Annotated in this window: 20 protein-coding genes; 8 read left to right on the forward strand and 12 right to left on the reverse strand. The window is 72.5% G+C overall.

What is annotated here, in order from left to right; translation table 11 throughout:
* Nucleotides 1–4 precede the first annotated feature (4 nt).
* Complete coding sequence (gene lhgO / locus ACZ6S0_RS43900; protein ID WP_465925348.1) at nucleotides 5–1,231, reverse strand: L-2-hydroxyglutarate oxidase; 1,227 nt, start codon at nucleotides 1,229–1,231, stop codon at nucleotides 5–7.
* A gap of 34 nt (nucleotides 1,232–1,265) precedes the next feature.
* Here lhgO and ACZ6S0_RS43905 point away from each other — a divergent pair, with 34 nt between their 5' ends.
* Nucleotides 1,266–1,640 carry a hypothetical protein gene (locus tag ACZ6S0_RS43905; protein ID WP_465925350.1) on the forward strand — a complete coding sequence of 125 codons (375 nt, stop codon included), beginning with the start codon at nucleotides 1,266–1,268 and terminating at the stop codon, nucleotides 1,638–1,640.
* Nucleotides 1,641–1,655: 15 nt separating this feature from the next.
* Here ACZ6S0_RS43905 and ACZ6S0_RS43910 read toward each other — a convergent pair whose 3' ends face one another.
* Both ACZ6S0_RS43910 and ACZ6S0_RS43915 read right to left on the reverse strand, forming a co-directional pair.
* Nucleotides 1,656–2,681: a hypothetical protein gene (locus ACZ6S0_RS43910; RefSeq protein ID WP_465925352.1), complete on the reverse strand. Its 1,026-nt coding sequence runs from the start codon at nucleotides 2,679–2,681 to the stop codon at nucleotides 1,656–1,658.
* Nucleotides 2,682–2,728: 47 nt separating this feature from the next.
* Nucleotides 2,729–4,084, reverse strand: coding sequence for an MATE family efflux transporter (locus ACZ6S0_RS43915; protein WP_465925354.1), 1,356 nt, complete (start codon nucleotides 4,082–4,084; stop codon nucleotides 2,729–2,731).
* A 24-nt stretch (nucleotides 4,085–4,108) separates the two neighbouring features.
* On the opposite strand from ACZ6S0_RS43915, the gene ACZ6S0_RS43920 reads away from it, so the two are divergent.
* Nucleotides 4,109–5,077: an aldo/keto reductase gene (locus tag ACZ6S0_RS43920; RefSeq protein WP_465925356.1), complete on the forward strand. Its 969-nt coding sequence runs from the start codon at nucleotides 4,109–4,111 to the stop codon at nucleotides 5,075–5,077.
* A gap of 164 nt (nucleotides 5,078–5,241) precedes the next feature.
* Here the strand turns inward: ACZ6S0_RS43920 and thpR are convergent, their stop codons facing one another.
* The 4 genes from thpR to ACZ6S0_RS43940 all read right to left on the reverse strand — a co-directional run bounded on the left by thpR (nucleotide 5,242) and on the right by ACZ6S0_RS43940 (nucleotide 9,170).
* Nucleotides 5,242–5,799: an RNA 2',3'-cyclic phosphodiesterase gene (gene thpR, locus ACZ6S0_RS43925; protein WP_465925358.1), complete on the reverse strand. Its 558-nt coding sequence runs from the start codon at nucleotides 5,797–5,799 to the stop codon at nucleotides 5,242–5,244.
* A 102-nt stretch (nucleotides 5,800–5,901) separates the two neighbouring features.
* Complete coding sequence (locus ACZ6S0_RS43930) at nucleotides 5,902–7,125, reverse strand: MFS transporter (RefSeq protein WP_465925360.1); 1,224 nt, start codon at nucleotides 7,123–7,125, stop codon at nucleotides 5,902–5,904.
* A gap of 23 nt (nucleotides 7,126–7,148) precedes the next feature.
* Complete coding sequence (locus tag ACZ6S0_RS43935) at nucleotides 7,149–7,601, reverse strand: MarR family winged helix-turn-helix transcriptional regulator (RefSeq protein WP_344877681.1); 453 nt, start codon at nucleotides 7,599–7,601, stop codon at nucleotides 7,149–7,151.
* A gap of 129 nt (nucleotides 7,602–7,730) precedes the next feature.
* Entirely contained in the window at nucleotides 7,731–9,170 is a 1,440-nt protein-coding gene (locus tag ACZ6S0_RS43940; RefSeq protein ID WP_465925362.1) for an NCS2 family permease, read from the reverse strand.
* A gap of 82 nt (nucleotides 9,171–9,252) precedes the next feature.
* On the opposite strand from ACZ6S0_RS43940, the gene ACZ6S0_RS43945 reads away from it, so the two are divergent.
* Both ACZ6S0_RS43945 and ACZ6S0_RS43950 read left to right on the forward strand, forming a co-directional pair.
* Complete coding sequence (locus tag ACZ6S0_RS43945; RefSeq protein ID WP_465925364.1) at nucleotides 9,253–9,465, forward strand: DUF2530 domain-containing protein; 213 nt, start codon at nucleotides 9,253–9,255, stop codon at nucleotides 9,463–9,465.
* Nucleotides 9,466–9,715: 250 nt separating this feature from the next.
* Entirely contained in the window at nucleotides 9,716–11,179 is a 1,464-nt protein-coding gene (locus ACZ6S0_RS43950) for an alpha/beta hydrolase (RefSeq protein ID WP_465925366.1), read from the forward strand.
* A gap of 98 nt (nucleotides 11,180–11,277) precedes the next feature.
* Here ACZ6S0_RS43950 and ACZ6S0_RS43955 read toward each other — a convergent pair whose 3' ends face one another.
* Together ACZ6S0_RS43955 and ACZ6S0_RS43960 are read right to left on the reverse strand one after the other, a co-directional pair.
* Nucleotides 11,278–14,313, reverse strand: coding sequence for a sacsin N-terminal ATP-binding-like domain-containing protein (locus ACZ6S0_RS43955; RefSeq protein WP_465925368.1), 3,036 nt, complete (start codon nucleotides 14,311–14,313; stop codon nucleotides 11,278–11,280).
* Between the two features lie 98 nt (nucleotides 14,314–14,411).
* Entirely contained in the window at nucleotides 14,412–15,221 is an 810-nt protein-coding gene (locus ACZ6S0_RS43960) for a DUF3027 domain-containing protein (RefSeq protein WP_465925370.1), read from the reverse strand.
* 138 nt (nucleotides 15,222–15,359) lie between these two features.
* Between ACZ6S0_RS43960 and ACZ6S0_RS43965 the strand changes: the two genes are divergently transcribed.
* Nucleotides 15,360–16,919 (forward strand): MFS transporter, encoded by a 1,560-nt coding sequence (locus ACZ6S0_RS43965; protein WP_465925372.1) that lies wholly within the window; start codon nucleotides 15,360–15,362, stop codon nucleotides 16,917–16,919.
* A 260-nt stretch (nucleotides 16,920–17,179) separates the two neighbouring features.
* On the opposite strand, the gene ACZ6S0_RS43970 is transcribed toward ACZ6S0_RS43965, so the two are convergent.
* Together ACZ6S0_RS43970 and ACZ6S0_RS43975 are read right to left on the reverse strand one after the other, a co-directional pair.
* Nucleotides 17,180–17,575, reverse strand: a complete 396-nt coding sequence (locus ACZ6S0_RS43970; RefSeq protein ID WP_344877667.1) for a cold-shock protein — start codon at nucleotides 17,573–17,575, stop codon at nucleotides 17,180–17,182.
* A 93-nt stretch (nucleotides 17,576–17,668) separates the two neighbouring features.
* Nucleotides 17,669–18,286: an HAD family hydrolase gene (locus ACZ6S0_RS43975; protein ID WP_465925406.1), complete on the reverse strand. Its 618-nt coding sequence runs from the start codon at nucleotides 18,284–18,286 to the stop codon at nucleotides 17,669–17,671.
* Between the two features lie 103 nt (nucleotides 18,287–18,389).
* On the opposite strand from ACZ6S0_RS43975, the gene ACZ6S0_RS43980 reads away from it, so the two are divergent.
* Together ACZ6S0_RS43980 and ACZ6S0_RS43985 are read left to right on the forward strand one after the other, a co-directional pair.
* The gene (locus ACZ6S0_RS43980; RefSeq protein ID WP_465925374.1) at nucleotides 18,390–18,785 is read left to right on the forward strand and encodes a hypothetical protein; all 396 of its coding nucleotides are present in this window, start codon (nucleotides 18,390–18,392) and stop codon (nucleotides 18,783–18,785) included.
* A gap of 77 nt (nucleotides 18,786–18,862) precedes the next feature.
* A complete protein-coding gene (locus ACZ6S0_RS43985) occupies nucleotides 18,863–19,480 on the forward strand; it encodes a TetR/AcrR family transcriptional regulator (protein WP_465925376.1) in 618 nt (205 codons plus the stop codon).
* Here the strand turns inward: ACZ6S0_RS43985 and ACZ6S0_RS43990 are convergent.
* Nucleotides 19,473–20,411, reverse strand: a complete 939-nt coding sequence (locus ACZ6S0_RS43990; RefSeq protein ID WP_465925378.1) for a hypothetical protein — start codon at nucleotides 20,409–20,411, stop codon at nucleotides 19,473–19,475. The genes ACZ6S0_RS43985 and ACZ6S0_RS43990 overlap by 8 nt on opposite strands.
* Before the next feature lie 45 nt (nucleotides 20,412–20,456).
* On the opposite strand from ACZ6S0_RS43990, the gene ACZ6S0_RS43995 reads away from it, so the two are divergent.
* Nucleotides 20,457–22,853, forward strand: a complete 2,397-nt coding sequence (locus tag ACZ6S0_RS43995; protein ID WP_465925380.1) for a helicase-associated domain-containing protein — start codon at nucleotides 20,457–20,459, stop codon at nucleotides 22,851–22,853.
* The last annotated feature ends 16 nt before the right edge of the window (nucleotides 22,854–22,869 follow it).

Consider the following 22,869-nt stretch of genomic DNA (forward strand, 5'->3'; position numbering starts at 1 on the left):
GCCCTCATCGGACGAGTGCTGGGACAATTCCGGCAATGTGCCGGGCAATGGCCAGACTTGAGGTGGCCGCGGGCGAGGGCGCGTTGCGTACGAGGACGACCTGGCCGTGCACGTCCACCACGAAGTCGTCCACGAGGCGGCCGTCCCTGGCCACCGCCTGGGCGCGGACGCCGCCGGGGGCACGTTCCAGGTCGGCGGCGGTCAGTTCGGGCACGTAACGGCGGGCGCCCTTGAGGAACGCGCTCTTGGCGAGGGAGCCGTAGACCTCCTTGAGCCCGGTACGCCAGTGGGCCCTGGCCATGCGGAGGGTGCCCGGCCAACCAAGAATTTGCCGAAAATTACGGAAATTTCGTCGTTTGTAGCCTTCGTACGCCAGGGCGAGCACCGCGTTCGGCCCCACCAGCACGCCCCCGCCGATCTGCCGCGTCAGGTGCACCCCCAGGAACGGGTACCGGGGGTCGGGCACGGGATAGATCAGCCCGCGCACCAGGTCCGTGGCGGCGCCCTTGAGCGCGTAGAACTCTCCCCTGAACGGGACGATCCGCACGTCACCCGCCACCCCGGTCATCCCGGCCACCGCGTCGGTGCCCAGGCCCGCGCACACCACCAGGCGGTCGAAGGCGAACCTGCGCCGCCCCGCCAGCACCTCGACCTTGCCCGACCGTTCCCTGATCGCCCTGACCGGGTGCCCGGTGCGTACGGAGCCGCCCAGCTCGGCGACGTCCTGCGCGAGCCGCGCCGCGACGGCCGGGAAGTCGCAGATCGCGGTGTGCGGCGAGTGGATGGCGCCGACGCCGACCGCGTGCGGCTCGACCTCGCGCAGCGCGAGCGCGTCCAGCTCGGCGATGCCCGGCACGCCGTTGGCCCGCGCCCGCTCGGCCAGCGCGTTCAGCAGCGGGCGCTCGGCGTGGGTGCTCGCCACGACCAGCTTGCCGACCTCGTGGTACGGCAGGTCGTGCGCGGCGCAGTACTCCTTGAGCAGCGCCACGCCCTCCCGGCAGAGCCTGGCCTTGAGCGAGCCCGGCGGGTAGTAGATGCCCGCGTGCACGACGCCGCTGTTGTGCCCGGTCTGGTGGGCGCCGACGCGCCCCTCCTTCTCCAGCACGGTGACCTCGGCGCCCCTGGCCGCGGCCAGCTCGCGCGCCACCGCCAGGCCGACGATGCCCGCGCCCACGACTCCTATCTTTTCCGTCACACGACGATTTTCCGACTTACTGGCCTTCCCCGCCATATCCGGGCGAATCGAACATGAGTACGATGTCCCCATGTACGTCCCGCCGGAGTGGCCTCCCGAGGTCCGCCCGCCCAGCGTCCCCGATTGGGAGACCTCGGCCGTGGCCTGGCTGCTCGACGCGGTGCCGCCGGACTACCGGGCGTACGAGGTGCTCAGGCGGCACCCGGTGGCGCTGGCCGCCATGGCCCGCCACCACGTCCGATCGGCCATCGAGGCGGCCCGCGCCGGTTACCGGGCGGCGGCCGTCGACCTCAAGGGCCACCTGCCGCCGCACGCCGTCGAGGCGGTGCTCGACACGTACCGGGAGGAGGGCCCCCGGCTGGTGCGGCTGTCGCGTTCGGTCGAGGTGGTCGAACGCGCCCTGCGCGGCGACCTCTTCACCGCCGCCCTGCGCCGCGCGCCCTGACCACCCCGGCGACGGTCAGCGGGTGCGCCGGGCCAGGAACGTGATCACACCGATCGCGCCCGCCGCTGCGGCCAGCCAGATGACCACGTTCCGCACGGTCAGCCCGCCCGAGCCGGCGGCGGGCGCGGCGGCGGCGCTCTCGTCAGCGGCGGCGGCCGTCTCGTCGGCGGCCCCGACCGGGCTGGGCGTGGCGGACGGCGTGGCCCCCGCCCCGCCGGGGATCGGCACCCGGTAGACCGGGCTGCTCGGCCCCTCCGACCCGGTGAGCAGCGCCTTCCCATCGGCCGTGTAGGCGATCGACTCGGCCTGCTTCAACTCCGGCATCGTCACCCTGGCGAGGGTCTCGCCCGAGGGCCGGTAGAGGGTGGCGGAGAAGTACGTCCTGATCACGTAGGACGAGCCGTCGGGCGCGTAGGCGGCGTCGGTGGCCATGATGGGCGCGTTGCCCACCTTGCGCAGCACGTTGACCCGGTCGGTACGCAGCGTCTTCGGCGCCTCGTAGACCGATCCGGCGAACTCCTTGGACACCACGTAGAGCCGCCCGGTCTTCGGGTGGACCATGATGCCCTCCGCGTTGCGGGCGCCGTCGGCGTACCGGAAGCGGTAGCGGACGGCGGGCACCGTGGCGTCGCGGAGCGTGCGGGGCTCGGTCACCTTGTACACGGAGACGTTCGGCCACGCGCCGTCGAGGTTGTCGCCGATGTCGGCGAACCAGAGCACGCCCCGCCCCGTCCGCGGGTCTCTGGTCGCCGCCATGCCCTCCCAGTCGCGGGCCTCCGCCCCGCGCACCTGGAAGGTGGCGAGCGTGCGTCCGCCGCCGTCCACGGCGTAGAACGTCGGAGCGGCGGCGCTGTCGTTGTGCGTGTAGTAGACGCCGTCGCGCGTCGGCGACACGGCCAGCCCGCTCGACTCCGTGATCCGCGAATCCTTGAAGGTGAACAGCCGCTCCGGCCCGTCGTCGTCCGCCGCGAAGGCCGGAGCGGCAGGCCACAGGCAGACGGCCGCCACGACGGCGAGCATCCTGGTCACGAAGTCCCCCACGCCGCCATCATGCACCACCGGCGAACGTGCCAGGGGCGGGCGACGCCTCACGCGGCGCTGCCGCCGGTGACCGCCCGCGCGCCCACCCTGGCGCTGTGGCGGCGGAACCCGAGGCCCTGCAGCACGACCAGCAGCCCGTTGGCCGCCGCCATGGCCGTCCACAGCCCGGTGATCCCCCAGGTCCTGGCGACGGGGACGGCGGCCAGGACGAGCAGGCCGTAGGCGACGGCAAAGTTCAGCAGGCCGGCCGCCGACCGCTTGAGCGCGGTGAGCCCGGTGCCCTGCACCGCCTGCGCGGCGTCGAACGCCGCGGACAGCAACATCAGCGGCAGCAGCGCGTACACCCGGTCCCGCACCGCCACGTCGTCGCTGAACAGCACCAGCAGGTGCCCGCCGAACCCGAGCAGCAGGGCGGCCACCACCAGCGTCCCCGACACGGCGAGCATGACCGCGGTGCGGTGGGCCCGCCGCGCCCCCGCGGGGTCGGCGGCGCGGGCCACCTCGGGCACCGCGGCCTGGCCGACGGACAGCGAGGTGAGCATGATGAAGCCGGTCAGCAGCGACAGCACCGCGTGGGCAGCGGTGTCACGGGTGCCCGTGGCGCCGGCCGCGAAGGTCACCACCCCCAACACGGCGAACTTGATGAGTACGGTGCCCGCCAGCGGGACGCTGACCCTCGCCAGTTCGGCGATCTCGCGCATCCTGGGCCGTCCCTGGCCGATGGGCCGCCCGATCGCGCGGCGCAGGTTCCAGCTCGCCACGCCCGCCGACACCGCCCCAGACACCAGCCAGGCGATCCCCACCCCCAGCAGGCCCAGCGGGGGCACCAGCGCGGCGCTGAGCGCGCCCAGCCCCACCCCGAAGGCCAGGGTGGGCCAGAGCACGTTGCGGCTGCGCCCGAGGGCGATCAGGATCGTGCTCGCGCCGCCGGTGGAGGCGAAGATCAGGAGATAGCCGGCCAGGAACCAGGGCAGGAGGCCCAGCTCGCGTACCACCTCGGGCGGCACCCCGGCGGCCCCGGCGATCAGCGGCACGCAGAGCAGCACGAGGGCGCCCACCGTGCCCGTGGCGAGGCTGAGCCAGCGCGCGTCGCGCACCACCGGCACGGCCGCCGCGGGCTCGTCCCTGAAGGGCGCGACGAACGGCCCGAGCCCGCGCAGCGCACCCTGGACGGCCGCGCTCGCGGGGTTGAGCACGGCGGTCGCCACGGCGAAGGCGGCCAGGGTGACCGTGTCGTGCTGACCGAGCACCGAGGTGACCGTCAGCGAGCCCACCATGCCCGCGATCATCGCCAGGCAGATCGGCAGCGCCGCCCTGAGCAGGGCGATCACGTCGAACGGGGCGGTGGGGGCCAGGCGCTCACGTCGTCCGAGATCATGAAGCGAGTCTATGGCCTGGAGCACACTCCAGGTCTTTAGGGTTGAGTCATGGAATACGTCAACCTCGGACGCAGCGGCCTCCAGGTGAGCCCGCTCTGCCTCGGCACCATGAACTTCGGCCCGCGCACCTCGGAGGAAGACTCCTTCGCGATCATGGACCGGGCCCACGAGCTGGGGCTGAACTTCTTCGACACCGCCAACGTGTACGGCTGGGCCAAGGGCGAGGGGATCACCGAGAACATCCTCGGCCGGTGGTTCGCCCAGGGCGGCGGGCGTCGGGAGCGGACGGTCATCGCGACCAAGGTCTACGGCGACATGGGCGACTGGCCCAACGAGGGCAAGCTGTCGGCCCTGCACATCCGCAGGGCCTGCGACGCCTCGCTGAAGCGCATGCAGACCGACCACATCGACATCTACCAGGCCCACCACGTCGACAGGAACACCCCGTTCGAGGAGTTCTGGGAGGCCATGGAGATCCTGCGACAGCAGGGCAAGATCATCTACGTGGGCTCGTCGAACTTCGCGGGCTGGCACATCGCCAAGGCCCAGGAGACGGCGGCCCGGCGCAACTTCACCGGCCTGATCAGCGAGCAGTCGCACTACAACCTGCTCACGCGCGCCCCGGAGCTCGAGGTGCTGCCCGCGTGCGAGGACTACGGGCTCGGCGTGATCCCGTGGAGCCCGCTGGCCGGCGGGCTGCTCGGCGGCGTGCTGCGCAAGGCCGACAAGGGCCGCTCGGCCGCCGACAACATGGTCAAGGAGCTGGAGAAGCACCGCGACCAGATCGAGCAGTACGAGAAGTTCTGCGACGAACTGGGCGAGGACCCGGCCAACGTGGCCCTGGCCTGGCTGCTCGAGCAGCGCGCGGTCGCGGCCCCGATCATCGGCCCGCGCACCCTGGAGCAGCTCGAAGGCAGCCTGCGCACCCTGGAGATCGACCTGGACGAGGCCGCGCTGTCGCGTCTCGACGAGATCTTCCCCGGCCACCGCACGGCCCCCGAGGACTACGCCTGGTGAGTCGCGCCGGGGCGGCGGGTCCCGGAGGTCGCGCCGCCCCGCACCCCGGGCCGGGCAGGCGCGGGCGGGGTCAGCTCAGCACGGCTCCGACGATCACGATCAGCAGGAGCAGGCCCAGCACGATGGGCAACAGCCAGGGACGAGGACGATCCACGACCTGGAGCCTAGCTCTGCTCGGCGGGTGCCAGCGCCCATTCGGCGAGTGACTCGTACCTCACCTGGGCCCCGGTGTGGCTGCGGACGAGACGTACGCGCTCGGCCCGCCACGGCGAGCCGCTGAAGCCCGCCAACGACTCGACCAGCGGCCGCAGGTCCATCTCCGCCTTGGCGCGGGCCAGCGTGAGGTGCGGGTGGAACCGCTTCTCGTCCGTCTCTACGGCCCCGGCCCGGCGCGCCCCCGCCTTCACCGAGTCGGCGAGCCTGATCATGGAGTCGCCGGTGACGCCGGCCCAGAGGACGCGGGCCCGCCGCGCGGACGAGAACGCCCCGAAGCCGTCGAAGGCCAGGTCCAGCACGTGGTGGCGGCGTACGGCGCGGGCCAGCCGCACCTCCAGCTCGGGCAGCACCTCCTCGGGCACCTCGCCGAAGAAGGCCAGCGTGATGTGCCAGGTCGCCCGGTCGGGCCAGCGCAGCCCCGGCACCTGCCCGACGTGGGGAGCGATGGCGTGCGACAGCTCGTCCAGTATCGCGTCGGGCGGCACGAGCGCCGCGAAGAGCCTCATGCCACCCGATTCTGCCCGCGCCCACGCTTCCTCACGACAAGACCATCGCGACTCCTCACGACAAGGCCCATCGCGACGACGGCGCGCGACTCATGCCACCGCTCAGGCCACCGCGAGCGCGGGCTTCCTGACGCGTGAGCTGATCAACCGCGTCAGCACCACCGCCAGCCCGGTCCCGACCAGGACCAGGACGCCGGACAGCAGCACTCCGACGCGCGGCCCGCCCAGCTCGGACAGCCACCCGATCAGCGGCGCCCCCAGGGGCGTCCCGCCGGTGAACACCAGGATGTAGATCCCCATGACCCGCCCCCGCATCTCGGGGGACGTGGCGATCTGGACGCTGGCGTTCGCGGCCGTGTTGATGGTGATCAACGCGATCCCGGTCGGCACCAGCAGAACCAGGTAAACGGGATAGAACGGCGCCACCGCCGTGGCGATCTGGAACAGCCCGAACCCGATCGCACCCAGGAACAGCACCTTCCGCGTCAGCCGCGCCCGCCGCGCCGCCAGCAGCGCGCCGCCGAGCGCCCCGATCGCGAACATGCTGGAGGCCAGCCCGAACGAGGACGCCCCCGCCTGGAACACCTGGCGGGCCATCAGCGCGATCGACATCGAGAACGACTGCGAGAACATCGACACGAACCCGATCAGCAGGACCGGCAGCAGCAGTTCCTCGCGTTGGAGCACGTACTTGAGCCCCTCGCGCAACTGGCCCTTGGCCCTGGGGACGGGCTCGGCGGGGTTCAGCTCGGACTTGCGCATGAAGACCAGGCTGGAGATCACGGCGCCGAAGGTCAGCGCGTTGATCAGGAAGATCGGCCCGGTGCCGCCGAGCACGTAGATCAGCAGACCGGCGAGGGCCGGGCCGACCACGCGGGCCAGGTTGAAGATGGAGCTGTTGAGCGCGATCGCGTTGGGCAGGTCCGCGCGGCCGACCATCTCGACCACGAACGCCTGCCGCGACGGTATCTCCACGCAGGAGATCAGCCCGAGCAGGAACGCCATCACGTACACGTGCCAGACCTGGGCGGCGCCCGTCATCGTGAGGATGGCGATGGTGAGGGCCAGCGCGGCCATGAGCGACTGGGCGATGACGAGGATGGGGCGCTTGGGGTAGCGGTCGGCGAGCACGCCGCCGAACATCCCGAACAGCAGCATCGGCAGGAACTGCAGCGCGGTCGCGAATCCGAGCGCCGCGCCGCTGCCGTGGGTCAGATCGAGCACCAGCCAGTCGAGGGCGGTGCGCTGCAGCCAGGTGCCCACGTTGGAGACGACGCCCCCGGCTGCGAACATGCGGTAATTGCGAACCTTGAGAGACCGGAACATTCCGGTCCTGGGTTCTTCAGGCTCTATATCCTGCTGAGCTTCTCCAGGATCGGCGCCGCCTGCCGCAGGATCGACCGCTCCTCCGGAGACAGCTCCTTCAGCCGCTGCGTCAGCCACGCCTCCTTGCGCCGCCGCTCCTCCTTCAGCAGCTTCGCCGCGGCCTCGGTCACCGAGACGGTCACCTGACGCCGGTCGGTCGGATGCGGGCTGCGGGCGACCAGGCCGCGTTCCTCTAGCGCGGCGATCACGCGCGTCATCGAGGGGGGCTGCACCTTCTCGAGATCGGCCAATTCGCCGGGGGTTATCCCGGAATGCCGTTCCACCGCGGCGAGCGTCGCGAACTGTGTGGGAGTCAGCGAGTGGGCTGCCGCCTGTCGTCGTAGGCGTCGGGTCAGCCGGGCGAGTGAAACGCGCAGGGCTGAAGCGAGACCCGCGTCGCTGCGCAGGTCCATCTTGGGCTGGGTGTTGGTTAGCATGAGTCATTACCTTTGCTAACTATAGTGGAAGACAAGATATTTCCCCATATACGTCCGTCTCACTCCTTGATACTCCAGAGCCGCCCCACTTGCGCGGAGCGGCTCCGATCTTCCCTCACCTGCCCTCGGTCAGACCCCGAACAACGCCCTGATCGGACCGATCGCAAAGTACAGGGCGAACAGCACGGCCACGCCCCACAGCAGCGGGTGGACCTCCCTGGCCTTGCCACGCACCACCTTGATCAGCACGTAGCTGATGAAGCCGGCGCCGATGCCGTTCGAGATCGAGTACGTGAACGGCATGATCACGATGGTGAGGAACGCCGGGATGGAGATCTCGAAGTCGTTCCATTCGATGTCGCGGATCGCGGTCATCATCATGAAGCCCACCAGCACCAGCGCGGGAGCCGCGGCCTCGTAGGGCACGATCGTGACCAGCGGCGCGAAGAAGATCGCCACCAGGAACAACAGCCCCGTGACCACGCTGGCGAGGCCGGTGCGGGCGCCCTCGCCGACGCCGGCCGCCGACTCGATGTAGGTGGTGTTCGAGGAGACCGAGCCCGCGCCGCCGGCCGCCGCGCCCAGCGAGTCGACGAGCAGGATCTCCCTCGTACGCGGCAGCGTGCCGTCCTTCTGCACCAGGTCGGCCTGGCGGCCGACGCCCACGATGGTGCCCATGGTGTCGAAGAAGTCCGTGATGAGCAGGGTGAACACGAACAGCCCGGCCAGCAGCACGTCCACCCGGACGAACCCGCCGAACGGGTCGAACTCGGTGAACAGCGCGAGCGGGTTGTGGAAGCCGAAGATCTCCTCGGGCACGACGGGACGGTTGAGCTGCCACCCGCCCGGGTTGTCCGCCGCGAAGCTGCCCGCCTTGACCAGCGACTCGACGACGATCGCCAGGATCGTGGTGCCGACGATGCCGATGAGGATGGCGCCCTTGACCTTGCGCGCCACCATCGCGGCCGTGGCCAGCAGCCCGACGATGAAGACGAGGATCGGCCACGACGTGAGGGCGCCGCCGATGCCCAGCTCCAGGGGCGTGCCGGCGGCCTTGCGCACGAAACCGGCGTCCACGAAGCCGATCAACGCGATGAACAGGCCGATGCCCACGCTGATCGCGGTCTTGAGCTGGGCCGGGATGGCGTGGAAGACCGCCGTCCTGAGCCCGGTCAGCACCAGGATCGCGATGATCACACCTTCGAGGAAGACCAGGCCCATGGCCTCCTCCCAGGTCATCACCGAGGCGATGGTGAAGGTGACGAAGGCGTTCAGGCCCAGCCCGGCCGCCATCGCGAAGGGCACCTTGCCGACGACCCCCATGAGGATCGTCAGCACGCCGGCCACGAACGCCGTACCGGCCGCGACCAGCGCCACGTTGGGCACCGTGCCGTCACCGATGAACTGGCCCTCCACGTCCTTGCCGTTGGCGATGATCAGCGGGTTCAGCACCACGATGTACGCCATGGTGAAGAACGTGGCCAGCCCTCCCCGCACCTCACGGGAGACCGTCGAACCACGTGCGGAGATTGCGAAGAAACGATCTATTGCATTACGAGTGTCACTCACGACGCGAAGAGTGACAGTCGCGGTGAACTGCGAAAAGAGCCAGTGATGAGATCGAGACCCGATTGGAAGCTAGGCTGAATACGTGGACAAGCAGTGGCATCCCGACCCTGAGCCGATCAAGACCAACGACACCGCCGCCATCGCCGCCGGCACCGCCCTGTGGGCGATCGCCCTGGTCGTGCTGCTGATCTTCCGCCCCGCCCCCGAGAACACGTGGTGGATCTGGACCTGCGTGACCGGGGTGGGCTTCGGCTTCTTCGGCATCTGGTTCGTCAGCCGTCCCCGGCGCGGCTGACGAGGGCCGATCCGCCCTCCGGGCCTCGACGCCGGTGACCGGGCGCTGGCCTGCGGCCCGTCCGGTGGGCTGCGGCCCGCCCCGCTGGGCTGCGAGCCCGTCCCGGTGAGCTGCGAGCCCGTCCCGGTGAGCTGACAGGCGTCCTTGGCGGACGCTGACATTCGTCATCTCCGGCCGTTCGCCGAAGTCACCTGGAAGTGGTGTTTTCCCCCACTACCTCGGCATATGCCCGCCAAACCATGCTTTTCCCATGAAGAAGCCCATCGTGACACTCCTCCTGGGCGCGACCGTCCTCACCGCCTGCGGCACCGCCGACCCGCCGGCCGCCACCCCCGGGAAAGCGGCGGGCGCGATCGCCTGGGGCAGGTGCACCGACCTCGTCGGCCCCGACGGCAAGCCGACCACCCCCGGCCCCGGCGTCGAGTGCGCCACGATCCCGGTCCCCCTCGACCACGCCAAGCCGGACGGCGAGAAGATCGACCTCGCGCTCATCCGCGTCAAGGCCACCGGCGACCGGCTCGGCTCGCTCGTCTTCAACTTCGGCGGCCCCGGCGGCTCGGGCGTGGACGCGCTGCCCGCGCTCGCCACCACGTTCGCCGAGCTGGGCAGCCGCTACGACCTGGTCAGCTTCGACCCGCGCGGCGTCGAGCGCAGCTCGGGCGTCAGGTGCGGCGACCAGGTGGACAAGCTCATGGACGCCGCTCCCGACGCCGACGCGGACAAGCTGGCCAAGGAGCTGGCCGCCGCCTGCCTGCAGGACTCCGGCAAGGTGCTGCCGTACGTCGGCACGGTGCAGGCCGCCAAGGACCTCGACCTGCTCAGGGCCGCGCTCGGCGACGAGCAGCTCAACTACTTCGGCCTCTCGTACGGCACCCACCTCGGCGCCGTCTACGCCACCCAGTTCCCCAAGAGCGTCGGCCGCTTCGTCCTCGACAGCGCCTTCGACCCGACGGTGACCTTCGAGGAGCGGGCCCTGACCCAGGCGGCGGGCTTCGACCGGGCCTTCGACGCGTTCGCCAAGGACTGCGTGGCGCAGAGCTGCGAGCTGGGGGCCGACCCGGCCGCCGTCGAGCGGACGGTCACGGACCTGCTGAACGGCCTCAGGACCAAGCCGATCAAGGTGGGCGACCGCGAGCTGACGTACGCGCTGGGGCAACTGGCCATCATCACCCCGCTGTACGCCAAGCAGAGCTGGACGATGCTGGAGCAGTCCGTCGCCGCCGCGCGCAAGGGCAACGCCACCATCCTGCTCGCCCTGGCCGACGCCTACACGGGCCGCCGGGCGGACGGGACGTACACGACGATGATGACGAGCCTGAGCGCGATCAACTGCGCGGACAACGCCGAACGGCCGACCGCCGCACAGAGCGCCGAGGTCAACGAGAAGGTCCGCGAGATCTTCCCGATCCTGTCGATCGCCGGAGGGGTCACCGGGACGTGCGCGCACTGGCCGGTGCAGGGGGACGACACGGCCAAGCGCATCGACGCCACCGGCTCGGCGCCCATCGTGGTCATCGGCGGCAAGGGCGACCCGGCCACGCCGTACGAGTGGGCCCCGAAACTGGCGAAGCAGCTCAAGACGGGCGTCCTGGTCACCTACGGGGGCGAGGGCCATGGCGCCTATCTGACCGGCGACGGGTGCGTGACGGGGCTGGTGAACGCGTACGTGCTGGAGGGCAAGGTGCCCGCCGACGGCAGCACCTGCGCCGCCTGACACCCGCGGGCAGGCCCGCACCCGGCGACGACGCCGAGTGCGGGCCAGCCGAGTGCGGGCCAGCCGAGTGCGGGCCATGCGTCACGAGGCCACGGGACTCAGGACAGGTCGGCCTCGGCCAGCAGCAGCGGCACCGCGCCCGGGTCGCGCAGCAGCGCGGCCACCGCCAGCCGGTCGTTCCACTGCCCCGTCGCCCAGGCCAGCCCTCTGGCCAGCCCGTCGACCCCGGTGCAGTGCACGGTGCCGTCGAAGAACCGCCAGGCGCACTCCACGTCGTCGACCAGCAGCTTTTCGTGCTCCACGTACGTCTCGGGCGCGGCGGGCAGCAGGGACCGCACCTCGGCGGGCACCTCCCGCGTGACCCCTTCCGAGGTCACCTCGCCCGAGGTCAGCTCACCGGCGAGCGGCAGGTCGAGCAGCTCCGACAGCGCCTCCGCCAGGTCGTAGGAGGCCAGCACCAGCGGCCGGTCGACCACGAGCTGCAGCAGGTCGGGCGCCTCCACCACGACGGCGTCGTCGGCCCCGGCGACCACGATCGCCCCGCCGAGCACCGCCCGCACCCGCGACGGCGGCGCCACCCGCGCGGGGTCGACCGCGGCCAGCGCGATCCACAGGGCACGCAACTGGGCCCGGTCGACCTCGATCGACTCGTCGGCCATCAGATCGAGCAGCTCTTCAGGGCCGCCGTGGGAGGACAGCAGCTCCGACAGCGTCGTACGGACGCCGAGCATCGACAGCGCGGCCTCGTCGAGCCCGGCGGGCGCGTCGGCGTAGAGGCCCTGGAGCAGCGGATCGGCCCCCGGCAGCCGCAGCTCCCGAGGCCTGCGACCGCCCAGCACCGGATGGCCCGCCAGCCACCACGCCGTGTAGGACGGCACCTCCACGCCCTCGACGCGCAGCGGGTGCAGGGCGGCCCGCAGCGGCGGCCTGGTCAGCAGCTCGAGCGCCGCCGGCCAGTCGGCCACCAGCTCCAGGTCGCGCACCGCCACGAACTCGGGCACCAGCGGCGGCACGTCGAGCTCGGGCAGCAGGTCGAGCACGTGGTCGAGCCACTCGGCCTCGCCGTCGAGGTCGTGGTCGCAGTCGTCGGGGTCGAGCAGCACGTCGGACTCGTGCACCGCCGCGAACCCGTCGAGCACCCCGGCCGCCGCCAGCACCCGCGAGCCGTAGGTCTCCTCCAGCTCGGCCGCCGCCACCCCCAGATGCGTGTCGGCCTCCAGCAGCCCGGCCAGCGCCCCCTCGGCCAGCATCAGCTCGCCCGCCGGGTACAGCTCGCCGTCGGCGCCGCGCAGGGCCAGCTCGGCCAGCCACGGGGCCTCGCCCGGCACCAGCCCCGACGCCGCCACCAGCGACAGCACGGCCCGCGCCACCGGCTCCGGGTCGGGGCTGTCGAGCGACTGGGCGACGGCGGCCTTGGTCAGCGGGTCGTCGAGCACCGTGCGCGGCGTGGCCTCGGCGGCGCCCAGCCGCAGCAGCGTCGGGTGGGCCGCCTCGGGATGCACGATGCGCAGCCCCAGCGGGGTCAGATCCAGCTCGGCGCCCCCGTCGGACAGGATGAGCGTGCCCCGCGGCCCGCGTACGAGCCGGCCGTCGGTCAGCGGCACCGGCAGCGCGCCCAGCGACTCGGGGTCGTCGACCGGCAGCACCTCGTAGAGCGAGCGCCACCACGACGGCTCACGCGCCTCCACGGCCTCGCCGGACAGCAGGTCGACCACGTCGGACAGCTCCACCCTGCGCACCCCGAGCGCGGCCATGGCGGGGTGCCGGGCGGGCCAGCCGGCCGGCAGCAGCCCCGGCACGAAGCCCGCCACGGCGGCGAGCAGCTCGGCCGAGGCCGACGGCACGACGGCGGCCTCACGGCCGGCCACCACCCAGCCGTCGCCCTCTGGCTCGGGCGTGGGGTGCTCGACGTGCCACCCGGCGTCGGGCTCGTAGACCCGCGCGTCGGCGAACGACGGGGTCTGCACGGCGGGCGCGGGCGCGGACAGCGCGGGCAGCAGCGGGGTCGCGGGCAGGCGGTCGAGCACGGCCCGGCGGATGCGGGCGTCCAGCTCGCCCTTGCCCATCAGGGACGGCACGAGGTCGAGCAGCCTGGGGGTGCGCGGCAGCTCCCGCAGCAGGCGGACGTAGGCGTCGGCGACGCGTTCGATCAGGAAGTCGGTCAGCGGCCCCTTGGCCACGTGACGCCGGTCGGTGGCCAGCGGGAACGACGCGATCAGCAGCGCGGGCAGGTCGATGGGCTCGTCGCTGGGCGTCGGGGCGTGCACGACCGGCGGCACGGCGGCCGGCAGCGGGTCGGGATCGCCGGTGGCGGTGACGGGCACCGCCCAGCGCAGCGCCCAGAAGGGGCGGGCGCGCTCTTCTGTGGGCCGGTCGGCGAAGAGCCTGCCGACCTCCTCGGGGGTGAACTCGCCGGACTCGGACACCACGTGCCAGCCGTCGGCGACGACCGTGCGCAGGGACCCGTCGAGCTCGATCTCGATGCGCCCCAGCGCGGGCAGGCCGAGCAGCAGCGCGGGGCTGGTCTCGGCCAGCATGCCCCGCACCGCCTCGACGGCGGCCCGATCGCGCAGCGGGAGCCGGACGAGGGTGTCGAAGCCCTCGGGGACGTCGAGGAGCGGCGGCTCGTCGAAGGGCAGCCTCAGCAGCGGGACGTGCCCGCCCCGGCCGGCCAGCTCGCCCGCCAGCGCGGGGATCTCGGCGACCATGGCGGCGGTCTCCGTACGGGACCAGCGGACCGCGCCGGCCCCGCGCGAGCCGATCGAGGGCGCGTCGCAGACGGACACCACCGCCGCGAACCCGACGCCGAACCTGCCCGCCGCCCCGGCCTCGTCACGCTTGCCCGAGGCTCGCAGGGTGGACAGGCTCTCCACGCCGGTGGCGTCGAGCGGCGCGCCGACGTTGGCGGCCGTCAGCACGTCGCCGCTCAGCGTCAGCCGCAGCACCCCGGGCACGCCGGCCCGCAGCGCCGCGTCGGCCGCGTTCTGGGCCAGCTCGACGATCAGCCGGTCGCGGTAGCCGCCGAGCGCGAAGTCCTCCTCCGCGTTGGCGTCTTCGCGGAACCGGGCGGGCGAGGCCGTCCATGCGGAGAGGACGGCCGCGCGCATCCGGTCAGTGCCGTAGGTGTCGCTCATCGATCACGATCCTGGTCGAGGGTAGGGGGCCACCGTAGGTTAGCGGCCCGCACCGACAGGAGAGCCCTGATCGGCCCAGCCGACGCCGACACTCACGCTCAGGAGTGGCCGAGCTCCTCGGAGGCCGATTCGTCGACCGAGCCCGCCTCCTCCTCCATCTCCTCCATGAGGTCGTAGCCCAGGTCGTCGAGGATCGGGATGGCCTGCTCGACCGGCGGCGGCAGCACGGCGGCCTCGGAGTGGGCGCCGCAGCCGTGGTCGGCCGCCACGACCTTGCCGTCGTCGGGGGCGTACTCGTTAGTGCAGACCCCGAACAACTGCCGGAAGCCACCCGCGAGCAGCCAGTAGAACCCGCAGGTGGAACACTGCGCGGGAGCGGCGTGTGCGATCGGCGTGTGCGGCCCGTGCTCGCCCGAGTGCCAGCGTCTGGCCGCCCGGTCCTTGCCAATGGCCGAGAGCACACGTGCCCGGCCCAGGCCGTACTCGAAAAGCGCCTGATGCTCGGCGTCGTCGTCGGTCTCGGTGAAACCCGGCGCGAGCCTGTCGTCGTCTTCCGGGGCCGGAAGCAGGTCGCCCACGCCGAGATCGCCGGGACGCAGACGCTCGCTCCACGGCAGCCACTCGGGCGCGAGCAGCGCGCCGGAGCCCGGCAGCAGGACCGCCTCGCTGACGGTCACCTTTTTCGCCCGCGAGGCGCGGGTGACGGTGACCGCCCAGCGCCAGCCGCGATAGGCCGGATCGAGACAGGCGAAGTGGTGGGTGACGATCCGGTCGCCCTCGCTCTCGTAGCCGAGGTGCTCGCCGGGCTCGCCCGGCCGCGCCAGCTCCTCGGCCGCGGCCCTGGCCAGATCGACCGCGGCGACACACGCCTGGTCGGGAGCGGAGACACGGGCCCTGGTGCGGCTCATCGCGCCGCCCCTGGAGCCGCCTTCGCCGAAAGGTGCTGTTCGCTCACACTTCATTCTCACCCATGACGAGACCTGCGGGGGCCCACAACGGCGGATCCCCCACTGAGATCGCCTACGAATCGGGTAAGACTGGTAGTCGTGGAGGGAGGCTGGGACCGAGCACGGGAAATCTCGCGGCGGGTGGCGCGGGGCGCCGCCGACGCGGGACGCGCGAGCGTGCGCGCGTCCAGGGCCACCGCGAGCGGCACCGTGCGGGCGGGCAAAGCCACCGCCAAGGGCGCGCGAAAAGTCGGTACGGCCACACGGCGGCTCACCTACGCCAACGGGGCCGGGCGCACCGGGCTCGGCCGGCTGATCGAGCTGTCGGCCGGCAACAGCGTGGGCGACGCGCTCGTCACGGTCGCGCTGGCCAGCACGGTGTTCTTCGGGGTGCCCGTCGGCGAGGCGCGCGGCTCGGTGGCGCTTTACCTGGTCATCACGATGGTGCCGTTCGCGCTGCTGGCGCCGTTCGTGGGGCCCATACTCGACCGGTTCAGGTCGGGGCGGCGCTACGTGATGGCGGGCACGCTGTTCGGGCGGGGGCTGCTGTGCTTCGCGATGGCCGCGGCCGTGGGGCCCGGTGACCTGCCGACGTTGTTCATCGGGGCACTGGGCGTGCTGGTGTTGTCGAAGGCGTACAACGTGTCGCGGGCGGCGATCATGCCGAGCGTGCTGCCCGCCGACATCACGCTGGTGTCGGCCAACGCGCGGGTGGCGCTGTTCACGCTGGTCTCGGCCGGCGTGGCGGTGCCGGTCGGGGCGGGCCTGACCGCGTGGCTGGGCAGCGCGGCGGTGCTGCGCGTGGCGATGGTCGCCTTCCTGCTGCTCGGCGTCGTCGCCGTACGCCTGCCGCGGCACGTCGACTCCCCCGAGCTGGAGGAGGAGGGCGCCGCCCCGCGCTGGCGCACCCTGCTCAAGGTGGGGCCCGCGGTCGCCGAGGCCGTCTGGGCGAACGTGGCCATCCGCGTCTTCTCCGGCTTCCTGCTGTTCTTCCTGCTGTTCCTGGTCCAGGACGCGGCGGTGCCGTGGCTGGCGGGCGGGGTGGCGGGTGACTCGTTCTTCGACGTTCCCCGGACGATCGCCCTGCTGGCGGGTGCGGCCGGGCTGGGCGGCCTGGCGGGCGCCGTGGTCGCGAACTGGACGCGCAACAACGCGCCGCAGCTCATCGTGCTGGTCACGCTGGCCGTCACCGTGGCCACCGCCATCGTGACCGCGATCTTCTTCGGCATCTGGGCGGCGCTGGCGATCTCCCTGATGACCGCGTTCGCCCAGGAGCTGGGCAAGCTGGCTCTCGACGCGATCGTGCAGCGGGAGATCGGCGAGGAGGTGCGCTCGTCCACGTTCGGCGTCGTGGAGGCGATGCTCCAGCTCGCCTGGGTGTTCGGCGGCCTGGTGGGGCTGGTGCTGTCGCTCACCCAGAGCAGCACGGCGGGGCTGGTCACGCTGGCCGCCGTGCTCACCGTGGCGCTCGGCTGGCTGCTGGTCGCCCGCGGCAGGCGGGTACGCGCCGCCAGGCGCAAGCTCCACCGTCAGCGCGCGGAGGCGGCCGCCGAGGCTCCCGCCGACCGGCCCTGGCCCGGTGCGACCGACCGCGCGGCCGAGCCACCGCTCCCCGACACCCTCGACACCACCAAACCGCTCACCAACCCCAACGCCTGACACCTGCCCCGTCGCCCGGCGGGCCACCGGCCGTGGAGACCTGGAGACCCCCGCGGGGAGCGGGGGCCTGGCGTCGCGGTCACGGGTGCGGGGGCCGCGTCGCGGTCAGAGGGGTGGGGCCGCGTCGAGGTCAGGCGTCGCGGCCGGGGGTGGGCGGCAGGGCTGGGGACCAGGGGGCGCTGAGGGTCAGGGGGCGCTGAGGGTCAGGGGGCGCTGAGGGTCAGGAGTTCGTGGTCAGTCGGAGGGGTCAGGAGGAGGGGTCAGGCGTCGAGGTCGTCGGCGACCGCGCGCAGGACCTGGGCGACCTTCTTGGTGTGGGCCGCGTCGGGGTGCTTGCCCCGCTGGTACGAGGTCGACAGGTCGTCGAGCAACTTGATCAGGTCCTCGACGATGACCACCATCTCGTCCGGCTTCTTCCGCTTGCCCTTCGGCTTGGGCTTGGCCAGCGTGGGCGGCTGCTCCAGGATCCGTACGGACAACGCCTGCTGCCCCCGGCGGCCCTCGGCCACTCCGAACTCGACCTTCTGGCCGGGCTTGAGTGGGCCCGCACCGGAGGGCAGCGCGGATGAATGCACGAAGACCTCACCGCCGTCGTCGCGGGTGAGGAAGCCGAAACCCTTGTCGGCGTCGTACCACTTGACCTTGCCACTCGGCACAGGAGGACCTCGTTCAAACAGTCGAAAAGAAGGACAGATGGAAGTAGGTTATGCCCCGGGAAGCGCCAGGGCGACCGGGTAAATGCCGGACAATTACCGAAGTTCATCGTGCCCACGCCAGCCCGCGAACCAGGCGGCGAATTCGGTCAGGTCGCCCAAGGTCACATCCGCTCCGTGATCACGCAGCTCTCCCACTGTGTAAGGGCCGGTCGCGACCGTCACGCTCACGGCGCCGCCTGCGCGGGCCGCCTCGATGTCCGCGACATGGTCACCAACATAAGCCGCCGCGCCGAAGCGCGCGAGTGCCGATCCCTTGGCCGCTCCGAAAACCGAGCCGACCACTTCGTCCACCCCCAGCCCGAGCACTTCGACGGTGCCGACGGCGTCGCGGGTGTTCTTGCCGGTCACCACGATCACCCGGCCGCCGGCCCCGCGTACGGCGTCGATGGCCTCGTACGCGCCCGCCATGGCCGTGTGCACCGGAACCCCTATTTTCGGATATATCTCCCGATAGAGATCGGCCGCCGCCGGGACCTCCTCCGGCGGCAGCCAGTTGGCCAGCTCGGTCTCCAGCGGCGGTCCCAGTCGCTCCACGATCGCCGCGCTGTCAAATGGCACGCCCAATCGCACGGCCAGCTCGTCGTAAACGGCCGCGATGCCCGTACGCGTGTCGGCCAATGTCATGTCAAGGTCGAATCCCACCGCAGTCATCACATGTGCAGGATGCCAAACAACCCCCTACCCCGCGTAACGGCCCTTGTTCCGCGAGCGCGGGAATGGGAAGAAAGGAATTACTTATCGGAGAGGATCGGCCGTGACAGACACCCCCCAACCGCCTCAGGCCGGAGACCGGCTCGTCGCCTCCTCCGCCCCGCCGCGCCCGCACCGGCCGGCCCGTCCCGGCGGCCTCGTCGTGACGCCGTGGCGGCGGCTCGTCGGGGCCGCGGCCTATCTGGTGAGCCTGGCCTCCAGGGTGACCGCGCTGGCGCTGCTGCTGTACGCGGCCTTCACCGTGTTCAGGGCCAACCCGGCCAACGTCTGGTACCAGTTCGCCGAGACGCTCGCCACGGGGTCGTCCCTCGGGCTGGCCAACCTCTTCCAGCTCGGCGACCCGCGCTGGACCACCCTGGTCAACCACGGCCTGGCCGCCCTCGTCTGGCTGGTCGCCGGCTCGGCGCTGGCGGGCCTGATCCGGCGCGCCGCCCCGTGACGCCGCCCTCGCAGCGTGCCGCAGGAAACGTGGTCCGCCGGAGCGATTACTCTCCTTACGGAGGTATCAGCACAGACATGACCAGACCGACCCGTGAGCGGATCGTCGATGAGGCCCTCAGGCTGTTCGCCGAGAGGGGCTACTCCGCCACATCCGTGGCCGAGATCGAGGCCGCCTCAGGGCTGTCCCCCGGCGCCGGCGGGCTCTACCGCCACTTCAAGTCCAAGTACGAGGTGCTCGCCGCGGCCATCAACGAGCACGCGAGCCGTACGCGGAGCCAGGTGGCCGGGAGCCTGGCCGAGCTGAGCACCATGGAGTCCTCGGTCGACCTGGAGGAGCGCCTGTCCCACGTGTGCCGCGCCGGGCTGGCGAAGGTGCGCGAGGAGTCGGAGCTGACCCGGGTGTTCTTCCGCGACCTGAGCCAGTTCCCCGAGCTGGTCGCGGTCGTGCGCGAGGGGCTGCTGCAGCCGATGTTCGACGCGATCGTCACCTGGTTCCAGGCCCAGCCCGAATACCGCGACGCCGAGGTCGACTGGACGGGCATCTCGGCCGTGCTCGGCGGCGCCGTGGTGCATTACCGGCTGTTCCAGGAGACCGTGGGCGAGTTGCCGGGGCACCCGGAGAAGGACCAGTTCGTCGCCGCCTGGGTACGCCTGGCCGTCGGCCTGCTCCCCAGCCCCGCGCCGGTCAGGTGACGTCGAGCAGCCGGTAGGCCAGCCACACGACCCCGAGGCCCGTACCGATCATGAACATCGTGCCGCTCACGTCGAAGAACTGCGCGACGAACGCCTGCGCCCCGGCCTCGGTCCCGACCCGCAGGCCGCCGACGAGCGCGCCGCCCACCGAATAGCCCAGCAGCGGCGCCCCGACCCCGACGAGCTTGTCGCGCGCCTTCCAGCCCTCGCTGAGCAGCACCGTCGCCGCGCCCAGCGCCCACACCACCAGGGGCACCGGGAAGATCGCCAGCGGCGCCAGACCGAACGGCACCAGCAGCGCCGCGACGACCAGGATCGCCATCGCGGCCGCGTCGCGGGGATGCTCCTTGAGTATGGTCCTGGCGTCGCGGCCCCCGGTGGCCATGGGGTTGGCGCTGGACATGGCCGCCCTGCGCAGCCCCGCGAACGGCATCCCCCGCCCGCCCCGCCGCTCCCGCCCGCCCCGCCCTCGCCCGCCGAGCCGCTCCCGCGCGATCTCGCGGTACGCCCGCACGCCGGGCGGCGCGTCCGGGCCGTCCACGGCTGAGTCGTCCACGGCTGAGTCGTCCACGACGGCCGGGAAGCGCAGGGTCGAGCCCGCCCCGCCCGGAGGGTTCGCGGCGGCAGGGTTCGCACTGCCAGTGTTCGCGGCGGCAGTGTTGACGGCGGCGGGGGACGTGTCGCGCCGCGTGGCGACGCCCTCCCCGGCGAGCCTGCGGGCCTCCTGCTCGACCAGGGCGGCCGGATCGCCGAACCGCGCCAGCACCTTCGCCACCTCGCGCGCGTTCTGGCTGCCGCCCCGCTCGTCCTCGATCCTGGCCCGCAGCCGCCTGGCGAAGTCGAGTCGCTGGTCGGCCCTGAGCACGCCGTGGGCGGCGTCGGCCGCCTGCGAGACGAAGTTCAGCACCAACTGGTCCGCGCGCTCTATCACGTCCAGCAATGCTGCCTCAATCAGGTGGGACATACCATGGCAACGATGGAGTTCACGGAGTGGATCAGGGGGCGCACCGACGAACAGCTACGGGCGCTCGTCTCCGCGCGTCCCGAGCTGATCACCCCGGTGCCCGCGCATCTGGAGGGTCTCGCGGCGCGCGCGGCCAGCCCTTCGGCGATCGGAAGGGCGCTCGACCGCCTCGACCGCTTCACGCTGGCCGTCGTCGAGACGCTGGCGGTGTGCGGCGAGCCGCTGTCGATCGACGCGCTCAGCGATCTGATCGGCGCGGCGACCCTCCCGCCGACCGACCCCACGACCGCCGCTTCGACGGGTCCCACGACGGCTCCCGTGACCGGCCCCACGACCGGCGACCCCGGGCCCGCGCTCTCCGCCGCGCTCGACAGGCTGCGCGATCTGGCGCTGGTCTACGGCCCCGACGACGCCCTCGAGCTGGGCCCCGGCGTACGCAAGGTGCTCGACGACCCCGCGGGGCTGGGCCCGAGGGCCGTGGACGCGTTCCGGCACCACGCGCCCGAGCAGCTCGACGAGATGGCCGACGACGTCGCCCCCGGCACGCCGGGCACCGGCAGGGAACGCCTGGCGGCCGTGCTGGCCGCGCCCGCCGCGCTGGTCGAGTCCGTCTCCCCGGAGGCCAGGGCCGCGCTCGACCAGCTCGTCTGGGGCCCGCCCACCGGCCGCGTGCCCAACGCCAGGCGCGAGGTACGCGTCGGCTCCGCCCGCTCCCCCATCGAGGAACTGCTGGCGCGGGGCCTGCTGGCGGCCACCGGCGAAGAGAGCGTGACACTGCCCCGCGAGGTCGCGCTCCACCTGCGCGGCGGCCGGGTGCACCGTGGCCTGCTCGCGGTGCCGCCGCCGCTCCAGGGGGCGACGCGCGATCGCGGGCTGGCCGACCGTACGGCGGCCGGGCAGGCGTTCATGTTCGTCAGGTCGGTCGAGGAGCTGTGCGAGCGGTGGAGCGTCGAGCCGCCGGGTGTGCTGCGTACCGGCGGGCTGGGCGTACGCGATCTGAAGCGCGCGGCGGGCGAGCTGGACCTGCCCGAGTGGGCGGCGGCGCTGGTGATCGAGGTCGCGCACGCGGCCGGGCTGATCGCGTCCGGTGGCGGCGTGGACGGCGAGTGGCTGCCGACCTCCGGCTACGACCTGTGGCGGGTCAGGTCCACCGCCGACCGGTGGGTGGTGCTGGCGGCCACGTGGTTGCAGACGGACCGGCTGCCGGGGCTGGTGGGCGAGCGCGACGAGCGCGACAGGCCGCTCAACGCCCTGCACACCGATCTGCGCCGCTCGTCCGCGCCCGGGGTCAGGTCGGCCACGCTGGGCGTGCTGGCGGCGGCCCCCGGCCTGGCTCCCGACCGCGACGCGGTGCTTGAACGGCTGGCCTGGGAGCAGCCGCGCCGCCGGGGGCCGCTGCGGGAGCAGCTCACCGAGTTCGCGCTGCGGGAGGCCGAGCAGGTCGGCGTGACGGGGCTGGGCGCGCTGTCCGCGCACGGACGGGCGCTGATCGAGGGCGGCGAGGCGGCCAAGGTGCTGGCCCCGCTGCTGCCAGAGCCCGTCGACCACGTGCTGCTCCAGGCCGACCTCACCGCCGTCGCGCCGGGGCCGCTCACGAGCGAGCTGAACCGCTGGATGACGCTCACCGCCGACGTCGAGTCGAAGGGCGGCGCCACGGTCTACCGGTTCAGCGAGGGCTCGATCCGGCGCGCGCTCGACGCCGGGCACGGAGGCGAGGAGCTGGTGGCGATGCTGGCCCGCCATTCGGCCACGCCGGTGCCGCAGACGCTGTCGTACCTGGTGACCGATGTGGCCCGGCGGCACGGGCGGATCCGGGTGGGCACGGCGGGGGCGTACATCCGGTGCGACGACCCGGCGCTGCTCGACCAGATCACCGCCGACCGCCGTTCGGCCGCGCTGCGGTTGCGGCGGCTCGCGCCGACCGTCATCGCCTCGCGCTCGTCCAGGGCGGCGCTGGTCGACTCGCTGCGGGCCATGGGGTACGCGCCGGTCGCCGAGTCGCTCGACGGCGACGTGATCATCTCCCAGCTCGAGAACCGGCGTACCGAGGGCACCGCCCCGGCCCGTGCCGTGGCCTCGCCCAACGGCCTCGACCCCGACGTGGCGGCGGCGGCCGTACGCGCGCTGCGGGCCGGTGACGCGGCGCACCTGGCGCGGCGCGAGCCCGTGGAGGCTCCCGGTGGCCACGTGCCGCGCGGGCCCGCCACGGCCACGATCTCGGCCCTGCAGGAGGCGATCAAGCAGGGCGTGCGGGTGTGGATCGGCTACCTCGACTCGCAGGGCAACGCGACCTCGCGCATCCTGGAGCCGGCCAGGATGGAGGGCGGCTACCTGACGGCGTACGACGAGACCAGAGCGGCCGTCCACCGCTTCGCCCTGCACCGCATCACGGGCGTGGCCGGTCTTTAGCGCGCTCGACGGCACC

Source organism: Nonomuraea sp. NPDC051298, assembly GCF_055586305.1.

Bases quoted from the DNA above. Each gene is read 5' to 3' on its own strand.
- ACZ6S0_RS43920 (WP_465925356.1), top strand. From the start codon at position 4,109: ATGGAATACGTCAACCTCGGACGCAGCGGCCTCCAGGTGAGCCCGCTC.
- ACZ6S0_RS43935 (WP_344877681.1), bottom strand. From the start codon at position 7,601: ATGCTAACCAACACCCAGCCCAAGATGGACCTGCGCAGCGACGCGGGT.
- ACZ6S0_RS43995 (WP_465925380.1), top strand. From the start codon at position 20,457: ATGGAGTTCACGGAGTGGATCAGGGGGCGCACCGACGAACAGCTACGG.
- lhgO (WP_465925348.1), bottom strand. From the start codon at position 1,231: ATGGCGGGGAAGGCCAGTAAGTCGGAAAATCGTCGTGTGACGGAAAAG.
- ACZ6S0_RS43985 (WP_465925376.1), top strand. From the start codon at position 18,863: ATGACCAGACCGACCCGTGAGCGGATCGTCGATGAGGCCCTCAGGCTG.
- ACZ6S0_RS43905 (WP_465925350.1), top strand. From the start codon at position 1,266: ATGTACGTCCCGCCGGAGTGGCCTCCCGAGGTCCGCCCGCCCAGCGTC.
- ACZ6S0_RS43975 (WP_465925406.1), bottom strand. From the start codon at position 18,286: ATGACTGCGGTGGGATTCGACCTTGACATGACATTGGCCGACACGCGT.
- ACZ6S0_RS43950 (WP_465925366.1), top strand. From the start codon at position 9,716: ATGAAGAAGCCCATCGTGACACTCCTCCTGGGCGCGACCGTCCTCACC.
- ACZ6S0_RS43960 (WP_465925370.1), bottom strand. From the start codon at position 15,221: ATGAGCCGCACCAGGGCCCGTGTCTCCGCTCCCGACCAGGCGTGTGTC.
- ACZ6S0_RS43955 (WP_465925368.1), bottom strand. From the start codon at position 14,313: ATGAGCGACACCTACGGCACTGACCGGATGCGCGCGGCCGTCCTCTCC.
- thpR (WP_465925358.1), bottom strand. From the start codon at position 5,799: ATGAGGCTCTTCGCGGCGCTCGTGCCGCCCGACGCGATACTGGACGAG.
- ACZ6S0_RS43930 (WP_465925360.1), bottom strand. From the start codon at position 7,125: ATGTTCCGGTCTCTCAAGGTTCGCAATTACCGCATGTTCGCAGCCGGG.